This is a genomic window from Plantibacter sp. 2H11-2, assembly GCF_050031945.1.
GTDB lineage: Bacteria > Actinomycetota > Actinomycetes > Actinomycetales > Microbacteriaceae > Plantibacter > Plantibacter auratus.
Window position 1 is genome coordinate 1 of the sequence record NZ_JBNBBL010000014.1, and the last position, 14,241, is coordinate 14,241.

Consider the following 14,241-nt stretch of genomic DNA (forward strand, 5'->3'; position numbering starts at 1 on the left):
AACCGAAAAGGAAGGCATCAATTGCACGAGGTTTTTGGCATTTGACATTGTGCACGCTGTTGAGTTCTCAAGGATCGGATGCTCCTGCCTTTGGCCATCACGACCGCCCTGCAGGGCAACTTCTCTATCTTACATCTTCCCGGCTTGTTGTCAACTCGGCGTTTCAGCCGCTCTGCGAACAGAGTCATGCTGAGCACGAGTGACACCAGGAGGAAGTCATCCAACCGAGACTTGAAACGGTAACATCGAAATGTTCTCGCTTTTGGCTGGGGATTGTCCCCGCTTGAGGCCGAGAAGCTCTTCCGCTTCCCGCACCTTTGGGGTGACGAGTGATTACTCTACGTGTGTCTCGGGATCGTGGCAAATTCCGCTTGCATCCCGGGCGTGTCGCCCGGAATCACGCGGTTTTCGCCGAGGCGGCCGCGAACGGGTCGGCGCAGGGTCACTGCGCGACACCCGTGCCTGCGCACCAGGACAGGTCGAAACCGGCCTGCGTCCCGACCACCTTGCCGGTGCGGGCGTCGACGACCTCGATCTCGGGGCCGTTGGGCATCGGCGCGTTGGCGTACCCGTCGAAGCCGGCCTTCGCGAAGTCGGGGACGACGACGACCGCGACGTACTCCGCGTTCGGGCTCGCGCACAGTGACCAGATGACGGCACCCGCGTCAGGTCGATAGAGCTCGGCGGTCGCGCCGTCCTTGATCGCCAGTACCCGCTGCTCCGTGGTTCCGGCGGCGCGGTCGTAATCGGCGTAGATCCTGGCCGACAGGGACTCGGACAGTGCGACGAGTTGTCCGGGGATCTCGGTGGGTGCCACCGAGGGCAGGACGAACGGTTCGCTCTTCCCCGTCGCGAGGTCGAGCACGACAACACCGTCGACCTGCTCGATGACGACCTTGGTGGTGCCCGGGATGTAACTCGAGATGAGGGAGGCCCGGCCGAGCAGCACCGGGTCGGTCGTCGCAGCAGGATCGAGCAGCTCGAGCGAGTTGTCCACCGTGCGGACGAGCATCGAGGAGGTCCGGGGCACGAACGACCACTCCGCCGCCTGGACCGCAGCCCCGTCGATCCCGCCGACCCGAGCGGCCTCCGTGGGTTTCCCCTGCCGCAGCTCGAACGAGTACAGCGTGAGGTTGTCGCCGCCATCGCGGCCGAACGACTGTTCCGTGAACAGGAACCCCACCCGACTCTGCGCCGGGGCGGTCTGCAAGGAGGTGATCATCCCGCCCATCGGGAGGGCCACCTCCTGGGTACTGCCGTCGGTCGTGTCCACCACCACGATGCGACCGAGCCCGCTCGTCTCCTGCTCCACGACGATCAGGGAGTCGCCGATCGTCGCGAACTCCTGGATCTTCGCCGCTTCGTACGCGGTCTCGGGTTCACCACCGCCGATCGAGAGGCGCACGATCCGGTCGTCCGCCTTCGTCGCCGCCGAGCCGCCGTCCTTGACCGGACTCCGCACGAGCGAGAACCCCTCGACCGGCGGCGTCGAGAACGACGTCGTGAGCGTGGCCGCGGGTCCGCCACCCGGCGCGGTCACCCCGTCGACCGTGATCCGGTAGTCCGTCGCATAGGCGAGCGGCTCGGGGAACACCAGCGTGATGCCGCCGGCCCCGGTACTGACGTCGAAGTCTGCTGCCGGCTCGATCCGCACCCGGTCCGACCCGAGATCCGCGATCGGTTGGTTCACCGCCAGGACCACCCGCTGGCCCCAGGACTCCACGAGTCCGGTGGGATCGACCACCGTGCGGACGAGCTTCGGCCCCTGGGTCAAGCCCACGACGGCCGCGCCGCCGCCGATGACGACGAGCGCGATCAGCACGATCGCGACCAGCCGGCCGAAACCGCTCCGGTCGCCGGCGGCCTGCGTCGACCGGCCTCGTGCGCCACCCCGGCGATCAGTAGTCATACGGGTCCGCCGGCTCCTCGACCTTGTCGACCTTCGCCGTCCCGACCACCAATGGCAGATGCGAGGCGTCGCTCGCGGTGAGCGCCCCCGAGACCTCGACCCAGTCACCGGGCTTGAGCTGTTTGTCCCAGCCGTCGAGCTGCACGGGCACACCGACCGGCTGGGCGTCCACGGCGCAGCAGTTCACGACGAACCGCGAGACGTAGAAGACGTCGGCCGCGTCCGGATCGGCGATCACGAAGCCGACCCCGGTGAAGGCACGCCCTTCGAGGTCGGCGGGACGCGTCGTCTGGCGCAACAGCGTCGCCCAGTCCTTGATGCCGAAGGTGCTGAAGTCCGGGTTCGAGGTCAGCACCGTCTGGGCGTCCTGCCCCTGGACCTCCCCCGCGAGCGTGCCGGAGTTCACCGCGCGCTGGTCGGCCGTCGCGACCGACAGCGTCGACGGCGGGAGCACCACCATCGCACCGACCACCGCGAGACTGCCCACGACGGAGGCGAGCTGCAGCGCCGTTCGTCCGCGACGCTTCGGCACCTCTTCGACGTCCACGTGGACGAGGACGCTGACGATGCCGAGCGCGACCGCGATGAGCGCCATGATGACGGTGAACACGAAGTAGCGCGGGTGGATGTAGAGCCCGAGGCGGTCGGTCAGCGCGAGCCAGAGGATGCACACGGCGGCGGTGACGAGCAGCAGCACGCCCCACCATCGCTGCCGGAGGCGTTCGAGCAGTGGGACACGACGATCGCCGGCCGTCGACGTCTCGGCATGCGCGTGTCCGTGGGTGGCGTTCTGATCAGGCAAGGGCGTTCACTCCGAATCCGAGGGCCGCCGAGAACAGCACGGCGACCGCGGTGATGATCACGAGGGTCCTGGTCGTGTAGGTGGTGCGCATGAGTGCGAGCATCTTGACGTCGACGACGGGGCCGAGGACGAGGAAGGCGACGATCGAGCCGGGCATGAACGTCGATCCGAAGGACAGCACGAAGAAGGCGTCGACGTTCGAGCAGATCGAGACGATCACGGCGAGCGTCATCATCGCGAGCACCGACCAGACCGGGTTCGCGCCGAGGGTGACGAGCACCTCGCGCGGCACGAGCACCTGCACGGCGCCGGCCACGGCCGACCCGATGAGCAGCGCCGGCATGATCGCGCGCGCCTCGGCGACGAACTGCTGCAGGCTGCGCTCCACCTTCGTGTGCTCGTGCCCGTGCTGCTCGGTCACCTCGCAGCTGGCTTGGAAGGTCGGCGTGAGCAGCGAGCTGGGGTCGGGGTGCTTGCTGAAGAGCCACCCGATGAGGTTCGCGAGCAGGAACCCGCCGACGAGCCGGGCGACGAGGATCCCGCCGTCCCAGCCGAAGGCCTGATGCGTCGTGACGATGACGATGGGGTTGAGGATCGGCGCCGCGAGCAGGAAGGTGATCGACTCCGGCACCGTGAACCCGCGCACGATGAGGCCGCGGGCGAGCGGGACGTTCCCGCACTCGCAGACCGGCAGGAACATGCCGAGCAGCGAGATGCAGGCTCGGCGGAGGATCGGCTGCGTCGGCAACCACCGCTCGAGCCAGCCGTCGGGAAGCCAGATCTGCACGAGGATCGACAGCACGATGCCGAGCACCACGAACGGCAGCGACTCCACCACCACGCTGAGCGTCAGGGTCACGAAGTCGCGCACCGCGGTGGGCGGGGTGAGCGCCTCACCGAGCGGCATGAGCGCCCGGAGCACGAAGAGCCCGACCACCACGAGCAGTGCGACGCCGATCAGGAGCGGTGTCCGCAGGTTCCGTGGATCACGCCCCTCGGTGCGACCCCAGTGCTCCGCGCCGTCGTCGTCGGGCGCGGTCCAGTCGTCGTCGACCCCGAGGGTGCCGGTCGTCCTGCTCACTCCGGCCTCACGCGCGCTGGGCCGCCGCCGAGCAGTTCGCGCAGAGCCCGAAGACGTCGACGACGTGCTTCGCCTCGGTGAACCCGTGCTGCGACGCGACCGAGCGCGCCCAGGCCTCGACCTCGTCGGCCTCGATCTCGATGGTGAGACCACAGTTGCGGCAGATGAGGTGGTGGTGGTGGGTGCCCGGCGTGCAGGCGCGGTAGAGGTTCTCGCCCTCCGGCGACTGCAGGGAGTCCGCCTCGCCCTCGACCGCGAGGTCGGAGAGGGCGCGGTACACGGTCGCGAGCCCGATCGGCGAACCGGTGTCGCGGAGTTCGGCGTGCAGACCCTGGGCGCTGATGAATCCGTCGTTGCCGCCGAGGGCCTCGCGGACAGCTTCTCGCTGCCAGGTGTTGCGCTTCGCCACGGGTGCTCCTGCCTGTCCCTTCAAGGGTACCCGGGAACCGCTCGGAGGACGCTCCGAAGCAGCTCCACGCGGACGCGGTGCACGGTCCACGATCATCACGCGACCTGGGCGTGCCGCGTCTCGCCGACGGGTGCCCGACGACCACGTCGCCCGGACGCGGTGCGCGGCCCGACGATGCGGCAGACGAGGTAGATGAGGAAGGAGATCGTCGTGATGTAGGGGCTGATCGGGAGCGATCCACCGATGGCGAGCAGGATGCCGCCGACCGCCGAGACGAAGCCGAAGAGCATGCTCAGCACCGGGACGAGGACGGGCGACGACGACACCCTGAGCGCCGCGGCCGCAGGTGTCACGAGCAGTGCGAGGACGAGCAGCGCACCGATGATCTGCACCGACACCGCGACGGTGAGCCCGAGCAGCACCATGAAGGCGAGCGAGACGAACCGGCTCGGCACCCCACGCGCTGCGGCGACGTCCGGGTCGAGGCTGTCGAAGCTGAGGGGCCGCCAGAGGAGGAGGAGCGCTACCAGCACGACGATGCTGATGACGATGAGCAAGCCGAGCTGCGGGTCGTCGACCGAGACGATCTGCCCGGTGAGGAGCCCGAACTTGTTGGCACTCCGGCCCGGATAGAGCGCGAGGAACAGGATGCCGAGGCCGAGGCCGAACGGCATGAGCACCCCGATGATCGAGTTGCGGTCGCGCGCTTTGGAGCCGAGCAGGCCGATGAGGATCGCGGCGACGAGTGAGCCCGCGAGGGACCCGACGACGACGTTGGCCCCGAACAGCAGCGCACCCGCGGCGCCGGCGAAGGACAGCTCGCTGATCCCGTGCACCGCGAACGCCATGTCCCGCTGCATCACGAACACGCCGATGAGGCCGCCGACGATGCCCAGGACCGCGCCGGCGATGATCGAGTTCTGCACGAGTTCGAGGAGTGCGCCGTAGTCCTGGAAATTGAACAGGCGTCCCCAGAGGTCGTCGGTGTTCATGCGCCGACCCCCACCGCACCGGTGTGCGGATCGTCGTGGTGATGGTGATGGGTCTCGCTGTCGGGGATGCCGACCACGACGACCCGGCCGTGGCTGCGGAGCACGTCGACGGGCGTGCCGTAGAGCTCGGACAGCACCTCGCTGCGGAGCACCTCGTCGGGGGTGCCCTCCCGGAACCGGCCGCCCGCGAGGTACAGGATGCGGTCGACCATGGGGAGCACCGGGTTCACGTCGTGGGTGACGAAGACCACCGCGGTGTCGTGCTCGCGCCGACGACGGTCGATGAGTTCGCTGACCCCGCGCTGATGCTGGAGGTCGAGGCTGAGCAGTGGTTCGTCGCAGAGGAGGAGGATCGGGTCGTCTGCGAGCGCCTGGGCGACGCGGAGCCGCTGCTGCTCGCCGCCGGACAGGGTGCCCACCGCGCCGTCGGCGTAGGCGGTCGCGCCGACGGAGGCGATCAGCGCGTCGACCCGACGCTTCGTCGCCGCGGTGCGGATGGGGAGTCCGAAGCGGTGACCGTCGACGCCGAGGGCGACGAGATCGCGACCGCGCATCGGCGTGCCGGCGGGGATGAGCTTCTGCTGCGGGATGTAGCCGATGCGGCGGTCGCCGCGGTGCACCGGGCCTCCGGCGACCCTGATGGTCCCGCGGTCGAGCTGCTGCTGCCCGAGGATGGTGCGCAGCAGACTCGTCTTGCCGGAGCCGTTCGGGCCGAGCACGGCGAGGAACTCCCCCGGTCGCACCGAGAGGTCGAGGCCGTCCCAGAGCGTTCGTCCGCCGAACCCGAGCTCGGCCCCGGCGAGCGCGAGGACGTCGACGGTGCCTGAGCCGTTGGTCGGACCGCTGGTCATCGATTCAGGGCGTCCGCCACGGCGTCGACGTTCTCGGTCATCCACGAGAGGTAGTCCTTGCCGTCCGGGAGGGTCTCGGTGAATGACAGCACCGGCACGCCTGCGTTCTCCGCGGCGGTCTTGACCTGTTCGGTCTCGCCGCCACTCGTCTGCTCATTGTAGGCAAGCAGCGCGACCGATCCGCCGCCGAAGAGGTCGAGCGTCTCCTTGAGGACGGTCGGTGACACGTCGGTGCCCTCCTCGATCGCCTCGCTGAACGCCTCGGGGGTGCGGTTCACGAGTCCGGCGCCCTCGAGCAGGTAGAGCGGGACGGGCTCGGTGATGGCGACACCCTCGCCGTCGTGTGCGGTCTTGATCGCGGCCTGGGCCGTCTCGATCGTGCCGAGGGACTCGGTGAAGGCCTTCGCGTTCGCGGTGTACGTGGCGGCGTTCGCGCTGTCGAGTTCGCCGAGCTCCTTGGCCAGCTCGTCGGCGAGCTTCGCCATCGTCGGGAAGCTGTACCAGACGTGCTCGTTGAACCCCTCGATGTGGTCGTGGCCGTCGTCCTCGGCGTGCGCCTCGTCCGTGTGCTGCTCGTCGGCGTGGTCGTCGTCCGGGGCGAGGCCCGACAGGTCGACGACGTTGACGACCTCGACGGACTCGTTCTTGGCGGCGTCGAGGAGCGTGTCGACGAACGGGTCGTAGCCGCCGCCGTTCTCGATGACGAGGTCGGCGTTCTTGATGGAGAGCTGGTCCTGCGTGCTCGCCTCGTAGGAGTGCGGGTCCTGGGCGGCCGAGGAGATGAGCGACGTCACCTCGACGTCCTTGCCGCCGATCTTCGAGGCGATGTCGCCGTACACGTTCGTGGAGGCGACGATGTTGATCTTGCCGTCGTCGGCCGCGCTCGACGCACTGCTGCCGGAGCAGCCCGCGAGGACGAGGGCGGCCGCCGGGAGGATGGCCAAGGCTGGGAGCAGGGTGCGAGCGCGCATTGATGAACCTTCTCGATCGGGGTGAGAAGGCCAACGGTACGCCTATTGATACTGATTCTCAAAATCGCCCGGCTGGAAGGTTCCTGAGCAGGTGTACTCAGTCGAGCAGCAGCGCCGGCTCCTCGATGATCGACGCGACATCCGCCAGGAAGCGGCTCGCGACGTCGCCGTCCACCACGCGGTGATCGAAGGAGGCGCCGAGCGTCGTCACGAACCGACTGCGCACCTCGCCGTCGACGACCCACGGCTTCTGCTTGATCGTGCCGAGCGCGACGATGCCGACCTCGCCCGGGTTGAGGATCGGGGTGCCGGTGTCCATGCCGAAGACACCGATGTTCGTCACCGTGATCGTGCCGTTCTGCTGGTCGGCCGGCGGCGTCTTGCCGTCGCGGGCCGTGAGCGTGAGGGTCTCGAGGGCGCGCGCCAGCTCGAGCAGGCTCATCGCCTGCGCCTCCTTGACGTTCGGGACGATCAGTCCGCGCGGTGTCGCGGCGGCGACGCCGAGGTTCACGTAGTGGCGGACGATGATCTCCTGGTCGGTCCACTCGCTGTTGACCGTGGGGTTGCGGCGGACCGCCCAGATCATCGCCTTGGCCATGATGAGCAGCGGCGAGACCTTGACGCCCGCGAAGTCCGTCGAGTTCTTCAGGCGCTTGACGAACTCCATCGTGCGCGTCGCGTCGACGTCGACGAAGAGGGAGACGTGCGGCGCGGTGAAGGCACTGCGGGTCATGGCCGTCGCGATGGCCTTACGGACGCCCTTGACCGGGATGCGCTCCTCGCGCTCGTCGGCCCACTCCGGCGTCTCGATGTTGCGGAACACGCTCGCCTGGCTGGCCTCACGGATGACGTCGTCGCGGGTGATCTCACCCGCGAGCCCGGTGCCCTCGATGGCCGTGAGGTCGACCTCGAGGTCCTTCGCGAGCTTCCGGATCGGCGGCTTGGCGATGACCGGCAGCGCGGAGGCGGCGGGGATGCTCGACGGCGGCTGGCGGCGCACGGGCGGCTGCGGGGTGACGGCCGGGCTCGACGGCTCGACGATCGGCGTCGCGCCACGGCCACGACGACGGCTCGAGGTGCTGCCGGCACTGCCGTACCCGACGAGCACGGCGCCAGGGCGCGGCTCTTCGGCGGGAGAGACGCTCGCCGCGGTGTCGGCGGCCAGCGTGGCCTCCTCCGACTCGACGACCGCCGGTGCGGGCGCGGTCGGCTCGGCGGTCGCTGCCCCACCACCGGTGCTCACGCTGATGATGGGCGTCCCGACGTCGACGGTCTGGCCCTCCTCGACGAGCAGAGCGCCGACAGTGCCGGCGAACGGCGACGGGAGTTCGACGAGCGACTTCGCGGTCTCGATCTCGACCAGCACCTGGTTGACCGAGACGGCGTCGCCCGGCGCGACCTTCCATGCGACGATCTCGGCCTCGGTCAGGCCTTCGCCGACGTCCGGCAGTTCGAACTGGAGATCACTCATCGTGGTTCCTCGTCTTCCTTCGGTGTTCAATACGCCAGCGAGCGATCGACGGCCTCGAGGATGCGGTCGGCATCCGGGAGGTAGACGCCTTCGAGCTTCGCCGGCGGGAACGGGGTGTCGAACCCGGACACCCGAAGAACGGGTGCCTCGAGCGAGTAGAAGGCACGCTCGGTGACGGTCGCCGCGATCTCCGAGCCGACGCTCGTGAAGCCGGGCGCCTCCTGCACGTAGACGAGGCGGCCGGTCCGGCGGACGGATTCGACGAGCGGGTCGTAGTCGATGGGCGACAGCGAGCGCATGTCGACGACCTCGACGCTCGTGCCCTCCGTGGCGGCCAGTTCAGCCGCCTGCAGCATGACGCTCACGATCGCGCCATGTCCGGCGAGGGTGACCTCCGTGCCGGTGCGGACGATGCGGCTGCCGTGCAGTGGGGCGGCCGAGCCGTCGAGGTCGACCTCGCCCTTCGGCCAGTAGCGGCTCTTCGGTTCGAGGAAGACGACCGGGTCGTTCGAGGCGATGGCGTCCTGGATCATCCAGTAGGCGTCGTTCGGGGTCGACGGGCTGACGACGCGGAGGCCGGCCGTGTGGGCGAAGTACGCCTCGGGGCTCTCCTGGTGGTGCTCGACCGCGCCGATGTGTCCGCCGTAGGGGATCCGGATGACGACGGGCATCTGCAGCTTGCCCTCGTGCCGGTTGGTGAGCTTCGCGAGCTGCGTCGTGATCTGGTTGAACGCCGGGAACACGAAGCCGTCGAACTGGATCTCGCACACCGGACGGTAGCCGCGCATGGCGAGACCGATCGCGGTGCCGACGATGCCGGACTCCGCGAGCGGGGTGTCGAGGACGCGGTCGCCGCCGAACTCGGCGTGCAAGCCCTCGGTGACGCGGAAGACGCCGCCGAGCGGGCCGATGTCCTCGCCCATCAGCAGGACCTTGTCGTCCTCGGTCATCGCCTTCCGGAGGCCTGCGTTCAGCGCCTTGGCCATCGGCATGGTGGTCATCGTCATGCGTTGCCTCCTTCGAGCGAGGCCTCGTAGCGTTCGAGCCAGGCCTGTTGCTCGACCATGAGCGGGTGCGGTTCGGAGTAGACGCCGTCGAAGATGAGCTCTCGGCCGGGCGCTTCGAGGGCGAGCGTGCGGACGCGGGTGTCCTCCGCGAGCGCAGCAGCCTCCTCGTCGACCTCGGCGAAGAACGCGTCGGAAGCGCCGAGACCCTGGAGGTACGTCTTGAAACGGACGATCGGGTCGCGGGCGATCCAGGACTGGAGTTCGTCGTCGGTGCGGTACTTCGTCGGGTCGTCACTCGTGGTGTGGGCGCCGACGCGGTAGGTCATCGCCTCGATGAGGCTCGGGCCGTGGCCGGCGCGGGCGTCGTCGAGGTGCTTCGCCGCCGTCGCGTAGCTCGCGAGCACGTCGTTGCCGTCGATGCGGACGCTGTCGAGGCCGAACCCGGCTGCGCGGTGGTAGAGCGGCTCGCGGGCCTGGCGGGAGACGGGGACGGAGATGGCCCACTGGTTGTTCTGCAGGAAGAACACCTGCGGCGTCTGGTAGCTGGCGGCGTAGATGTACGCCTCGTTCGCGTCACCCTCGGAGCTCGAGCCGTCGCCGAAGTAGACGAGCACGGCCGTGTCGCGGTCGGGGTCGCCGGTGCCGACGGCCTTGTCGAAGTTCAGGCCCATCGCGTAGCCGGTCGCGTGCAGCGTCTGGGCGGCGAGCACGAGCGTGTACAGGTGCATGTTGCCGTTGGACGGATCTGCCGGGTCCCAGCCGCCGTGCGTGTTGCCGCGCATGAGGCGGACGATGTCGATGGGGTCGACGCCGCGGATCATCGCGACGACGTGTTCGCGGTAGGAGGGGAAGATGTGGTCCTGGGCTCGCGCCGCACGGGCCGAACCGACCTGCGCCGCCTCCTGCCCGTGACTCGGCGGCCACAGCGCCATCTGGCCCTGGCGCTGCAGGTTCGTCGCCTCGATGTCGAAGGCGCGGACGTTCGCCATGTCGCGGTAGAACTGCTGCAGGTCGGTCTCGGTCAGGCGATCGAGGAACGGCTGATAGCGCTCCGCGTGTTCGTTCGGCGCGAAGGTGCCGGCCGCGTCGATGAACTGGACGCTGGGCACGGTGGGGTCGTCTCCGGAACGGCTCATCGTGAGCGCACTCCCTCTCGTGTCGGGTGGTCGGCCGGCAGCCCGGCGAGGATCTCTGCAGCGGCGGCGAGGAGCGGTTCGATCGACTCGGCTTCACCGATCGAGATGCGGACGCCGTCGCCGGGGAAGGCGCGGCCGACGATGCCGTGCGCGAGGAAGGTCTCGTTCGCCGCGGCGGTCTGCTCGCCGAGGCCGAACCAGACGAAGTTGCCCTGTGCCGCGGGGATGAACCAGCCCTGCTCGCGCAGTGCGGCGGCGAGGTCGTCGCGTCGGGCGGTGATGACCGCGACGCGGGCTCGGATGTCCTCGGCGTTCGCGAGTCCGGCGATGGCCGCCTGCTGCGCCGGCGCGGTGCTGGAGAGCGGGATGGCCGCGTTGCGGGCGCCGTCGAGGACGAGCTCGTGGCCGATGGCCCAGCCGACGCGGAGGCCGGCGAGTCCGTAGGCCTTCGAGAAGGTGCGGAGCACGACGAGGTTCGGGTGCTCGTCGAGGAGCGGGATGCCGTTCACGGCGTCATCGTCGGTGACGAACTCGCGGTAGGCCTCGTCGAGGAGGACGAGCACGTCGGACGGCACGGAGCGGAGGAAGGCGAGGAAGGCGGCGCGCTCGACCACCGGGCCCGTGGGGTTGTTCGGCGTGCAGACGATGACGACGCGGGTGCGGTCGGTGACGGCTGCGGCCATCGCCTGGAGGTCGTGGGAGCCGTCGGGCCGGTTCGGGACGCGCACCGACGTCGCGCCGGCGACGGTCACGAGACCCGGGTAGGCCTCGAAGGAGCGCCAGGCGAAGACGACCTCATCTCCCGGACCGGCGGTCGCGGTGATGAACTGGCTGAGGAGTGCGACCGAGCCCGCCCCGATGTGGATGCGTTCCGGCGTGACTCCGTTGGCTTCGGCGAGCGCCGTTCGCAACGCGAGTGCGGCGCCGTCGGGGTAGCGGTGGGAGTTGGCAGCCGTGTCGGTGATGGCCGAGAGGACGGCGTCGAGCGGCGGGAACGGGACCTCGTTGCTGGAGAGCTTGAACGCGTCGGGTGCGGCCGGCTTGCCCTGACGGTAGGGCGGCAGATCTGCGATCTCCGGACGGAGACGGACCGGGCTCCGGCCCGGCTGAGCGGCCGGCTGGGCGGTGGTTGGCAGGTTGTCACTCACTCGACGAGTCTAGGCCGCGAAGGATACCTGCGTCGGAATGCAGTGCGCCGGTCCGAATCGGCCCTTTGCCCGCTGTGGCAAGGGTGGGAGGATTGCCGTCATGGGACGTTTTCTGCTGAACCTGATCGTCAACGGCTTCGCCATCTGGGTCACGACCCTCATCGTCGCCGGTGTGAACGTGACACCGTACGCGCCCGGCGGCACGCTCGAGACGATCCTGACCTTCGCGCTCGTCGCCCTCATCTTCGCGGTCGTGAACACCATCATCGGCTCGGTCATCAAGGTGCTCGCGTTCCCCCTCTACATCCTCACGCTCGGCCTGATCGGGCTCCTCATCAACGGGCTCCTCCTCCTCATCACCGCGGGCATCAGCGGCTGGTTCGGCTTCGGCCTGACCGTCGACGGCTTCTGGTGGGGCGTCCTCGGGGCGATCGTCATCTCGATCGTGAACTGGCTGCTCGGCATCGTCATCCGCCCGAAGACGCGCGACTGACACTCAGCTCCACCACCCGGTCACGGGAGGACCTTGTCGGCCCGGTACATGATCCGCTCCCCTTCATCGGCCAGTCCGTCGAGCGGACGAAGGGCATCTCTGACGCCCGGGTCGCTCGAGCCGTCCAGTAGTCGGGCGGTGTCGAGGTAGTTCCGCGCCAGATGCGCCGGGACCGGTTCGTCGACTCCGTCGGCGGGAGGCGGGGGCGGCCCACCGTCATACAGTGAACGCCGCGCCACTCGCCCACCGTCAACCGGTTCCGCCCGTTCCCCGGACAGCGCCGGGACCGGATCCTCCTCGTGCTGCACGTGCAACGCTGGGACGTCCTCAGGGAGATCGATCGTCTCGACGGGCGCCCCGAAGGTGACGACCGACGAGTCGTACTGGCCTGAAGCGCCGATGGCCGCTGCGACGATCCCTCCCTGGGAGTACCCGACGTGCATGACGCGCGCTCCCTCCGGGATCCCTGCCTGTCTCATGGCTTCCATCGTCGCTTGCACGCTCTCCGCCGCCGCACCTGCGACAGCGTTCAGGTTGCTCCGAGCGTCCCATGGCTCAGTCGAACCCGGCACGGGGAGCATCTCGACGGTTCCGCCGGACCAGACGATCCAGACGTCTTCGCCGTTCTCGTCGACGTGGTGTTCGATCCTGATCTGCGGGGCGCCAGGAGCGTTCCCCGGCATCCGCTCCATGAGTTCGGACGGGCTACGCGGCGGCCCCATGGCCGCCCATGGTTGAGCTGCCGGCGCTCCGGCCGGCGCCGTCCATCCGGGTGGACGGATCGGCTTGACGTCGACCGGTGCCGGCGTGAAGATCCCGCTCGTGTCTGCTCCACGGGCGATGAGCAGCGCGACACCGGCGACCCCGCCGGACGTCCGCGGGTCGTAGTCGCGCAGGAACGGGACGGGTGCACCAGCGGCTCCGGTCAGCGCATCGTCGACCGAGGAGACGAACGTCCGCAGCAGACGTGCAGTCGCAGCAGAGGATCCTAGGTTCCGCAGGGTCCGCTGTGCCGTCGCCTCGAGTGCAGGCCAGACCTTCGGGTTGAGCGAGATGAGGGCGAAGGCGGCCACGGCCGGCGCAACGAACGGAACGAGAAGCGACCGCCCCCAGGTGACCGCCATGTCCTCCATGAACTGCGCCTCGCCAGGCGCCACCTGCTTGTCGGTCTCATGGAACCGCACCACCGTGCCGACGACAGCCCCGAGGACCCACGCACCCGCACCCGCGATCGACTCGAACAGTTCAGACACCCCGCGCTCGAGTGCCCCATACGCTTCGGCACCGAGCGTGAGCTGCCCGCTCAGACGTTCAGCATCGACCGCGGCGTCCCGCAGGGCGGAGGCTGCGCGCATCGCAGCCTCCCCGCCCGCACTGGACGGTGTTGAGGACGACGAAGGGTCGAGCCACGGACGCGCGAGCGCAGTCGGGATGGCGGTGCCGATGTCCGCTGAACCGGCGACCGCCTCGACCTGGGACGCCGCGTCGAGACACCACTCGGCGAGGGCGGCGGTGACCCGCGCGAGATGCAGCTGGTCGTCGGTCGCCACGGCCGTGGAGCCGCCTCCGCTCAGAACGACGTCGTCACTCATCCGCGTCCATCCGCCACGGCACTCGTCGCGGCCCCGCGAGCGATGCCTGCACCGACATCGAGCGCGGCTGCGGCAGCACGCAAGTGCTGAGCGAGCTCATCCGCACTCCACCCGAACACCGTGGCCGCTGGGCCCGACCACCGCGCCCCGGCACGCGCGTCCCCCAGCGTCGTCATCCAGACCTCGAGGTCGAACATCACGGATTCGAGACGAAGCGACCGCAATTCGAGCACGGCGACCGACTCCTCGAGGCTCTCCTCGGCCGAGCACATCCTGATGCCATCGTCGTCCATCCCCACCGTCCCCTCTGTGCTGATCCCGCGCCAGCCACAGCTCTCGACTCTGCCGGAGCACCGCCGATCGCCAGAGGCGCCGTCCG

General features: G+C 69.2%; 14 protein-coding genes. 1 reads left to right on the forward strand and 13 read right to left on the reverse strand.

Features of this window, described 5'->3' with window-relative positions:
* Nucleotides 1-442 precede the first annotated feature (442 nt).
* The 11 genes from ACQG07_RS18535 to ACQG07_RS18585 form a co-directional block, all read right to left on the reverse strand.
* Entirely contained in the window at nucleotides 443-1,909 is a 1,467-nt protein-coding gene (locus ACQG07_RS18535) for a hypothetical protein (RefSeq protein ID WP_426739080.1), read from the reverse strand.
* Complete coding sequence (locus ACQG07_RS18540; protein ID WP_241160967.1) at nucleotides 1,899-2,711, reverse strand: TIGR03943 family putative permease subunit; 813 nt, start codon at nucleotides 2,709-2,711, stop codon at nucleotides 1,899-1,901. The genes ACQG07_RS18535 and ACQG07_RS18540 overlap by 11 nt, the downstream gene beginning before the upstream one ends.
* The gene (locus ACQG07_RS18545; protein ID WP_369821859.1) at nucleotides 2,704-3,792 is read right to left on the reverse strand and encodes a permease; all 1,089 of its coding nucleotides are present in this window, start codon (nucleotides 3,790-3,792) and stop codon (nucleotides 2,704-2,706) included. Before ACQG07_RS18545 ends, ACQG07_RS18540 begins: the two co-directional genes overlap by 8 nt.
* Before the next feature lie 7 nt (nucleotides 3,793-3,799).
* Nucleotides 3,800-4,201, reverse strand: a complete 402-nt coding sequence (locus tag ACQG07_RS18550) for a Fur family transcriptional regulator (RefSeq protein ID WP_274498763.1) — start codon at nucleotides 4,199-4,201, stop codon at nucleotides 3,800-3,802.
* Nucleotides 4,202-4,296: 95 nt separating this feature from the next.
* Complete coding sequence (locus ACQG07_RS18555; RefSeq protein ID WP_079704166.1) at nucleotides 4,297-5,193, reverse strand: metal ABC transporter permease; 897 nt, start codon at nucleotides 5,191-5,193, stop codon at nucleotides 4,297-4,299.
* Nucleotides 5,190-6,044: a metal ABC transporter ATP-binding protein gene (locus ACQG07_RS18560; protein WP_274498764.1), complete on the reverse strand. Its 855-nt coding sequence runs from the start codon at nucleotides 6,042-6,044 to the stop codon at nucleotides 5,190-5,192. The genes ACQG07_RS18555 and ACQG07_RS18560 overlap by 4 nt, the downstream gene beginning before the upstream one ends.
* Nucleotides 6,041-7,015 carry a metal ABC transporter solute-binding protein, Zn/Mn family gene (locus ACQG07_RS18565; RefSeq protein ID WP_274498765.1) on the reverse strand — a complete coding sequence of 325 codons (975 nt, stop codon included), beginning with the start codon at nucleotides 7,013-7,015 and terminating at the stop codon, nucleotides 6,041-6,043. The genes ACQG07_RS18560 and ACQG07_RS18565 overlap by 4 nt, the downstream gene beginning before the upstream one ends.
* 97 nt (nucleotides 7,016-7,112) lie before the next feature.
* Nucleotides 7,113-8,486 (reverse strand): dihydrolipoamide acetyltransferase family protein, encoded by a 1,374-nt coding sequence (locus tag ACQG07_RS18570; protein WP_192003891.1) that lies wholly within the window; start codon nucleotides 8,484-8,486, stop codon nucleotides 7,113-7,115.
* A 26-nt stretch (nucleotides 8,487-8,512) separates the two neighbouring features.
* Nucleotides 8,513-9,493, reverse strand: coding sequence for an alpha-ketoacid dehydrogenase subunit beta (locus tag ACQG07_RS18575; RefSeq protein WP_426739081.1), 981 nt, complete (start codon nucleotides 9,491-9,493; stop codon nucleotides 8,513-8,515).
* Nucleotides 9,490-10,629: a thiamine pyrophosphate-dependent enzyme gene (locus ACQG07_RS18580; RefSeq protein WP_426739082.1), complete on the reverse strand. Its 1,140-nt coding sequence runs from the start codon at nucleotides 10,627-10,629 to the stop codon at nucleotides 9,490-9,492. Before ACQG07_RS18580 ends, ACQG07_RS18575 begins: the two co-directional genes overlap by 4 nt.
* A complete protein-coding gene (locus ACQG07_RS18585; RefSeq protein ID WP_426739083.1) occupies nucleotides 10,626-11,777 on the reverse strand; it encodes a histidinol-phosphate transaminase in 1,152 nt (383 codons plus the stop codon). The genes ACQG07_RS18580 and ACQG07_RS18585 overlap by 4 nt, the downstream gene beginning before the upstream one ends.
* 100 nt (nucleotides 11,778-11,877) lie before the next feature.
* Between ACQG07_RS18585 and ACQG07_RS18590 the strand changes: the two genes are divergently transcribed.
* Nucleotides 11,878-12,270 (forward strand): phage holin family protein, encoded by a 393-nt coding sequence (locus ACQG07_RS18590; protein WP_159876305.1) that lies wholly within the window; start codon nucleotides 11,878-11,880, stop codon nucleotides 12,268-12,270.
* Nucleotides 12,271-12,290: 20 nt separating this feature from the next.
* Here ACQG07_RS18590 and ACQG07_RS18595 read toward each other — a convergent pair whose 3' ends face one another.
* Together ACQG07_RS18595 and ACQG07_RS18600 are read right to left on the reverse strand one after the other, a co-directional pair.
* Nucleotides 12,291-13,862 carry a hypothetical protein gene (locus tag ACQG07_RS18595; protein ID WP_426739084.1) on the reverse strand — a complete coding sequence of 524 codons (1,572 nt, stop codon included), beginning with the start codon at nucleotides 13,860-13,862 and terminating at the stop codon, nucleotides 12,291-12,293.
* Complete coding sequence (locus ACQG07_RS18600) at nucleotides 13,859-14,155, reverse strand: hypothetical protein (RefSeq protein ID WP_079704174.1); 297 nt, start codon at nucleotides 14,153-14,155, stop codon at nucleotides 13,859-13,861. Before ACQG07_RS18600 ends, ACQG07_RS18595 begins: the two co-directional genes overlap by 4 nt.
* Nucleotides 14,156-14,241: the final 86 nt, after the last annotated feature.

Coding starts and splice junctions, on each gene's coding strand:
- ACQG07_RS18595 (WP_426739084.1), bottom strand. CDS start 13,862: ATGAGTGACGACGTCGTTCTGAGCGGAGGCGGCTCCACGGCCGTGGCG.
- ACQG07_RS18535 (WP_426739080.1), bottom strand. CDS start 1,909: ATGACTACTGATCGCCGGGGTGGCGCACGAGGCCGGTCGACGCAGGCC.
- ACQG07_RS18590 (WP_159876305.1), top strand. CDS start 11,878: ATGGGACGTTTTCTGCTGAACCTGATCGTCAACGGCTTCGCCATCTGG.
- ACQG07_RS18555 (WP_079704166.1), bottom strand. CDS start 5,193: ATGAACACCGACGACCTCTGGGGACGCCTGTTCAATTTCCAGGACTAC.
- ACQG07_RS18600 (WP_079704174.1), bottom strand. CDS start 14,155: ATGGACGACGATGGCATCAGGATGTGCTCGGCCGAGGAGAGCCTCGAG.
- ACQG07_RS18560 (WP_274498764.1), bottom strand. CDS start 6,044: ATGACCAGCGGTCCGACCAACGGCTCAGGCACCGTCGACGTCCTCGCG.
- ACQG07_RS18580 (WP_426739082.1), bottom strand. CDS start 10,629: ATGAGCCGTTCCGGAGACGACCCCACCGTGCCCAGCGTCCAGTTCATC.
- ACQG07_RS18565 (WP_274498765.1), bottom strand. CDS start 7,015: ATGCGCGCTCGCACCCTGCTCCCAGCCTTGGCCATCCTCCCGGCGGCC.
- ACQG07_RS18575 (WP_426739081.1), bottom strand. CDS start 9,493: ATGACGATGACCACCATGCCGATGGCCAAGGCGCTGAACGCAGGCCTC.
- ACQG07_RS18570 (WP_192003891.1), bottom strand. CDS start 8,486: ATGAGTGATCTCCAGTTCGAACTGCCGGACGTCGGCGAAGGCCTGACC.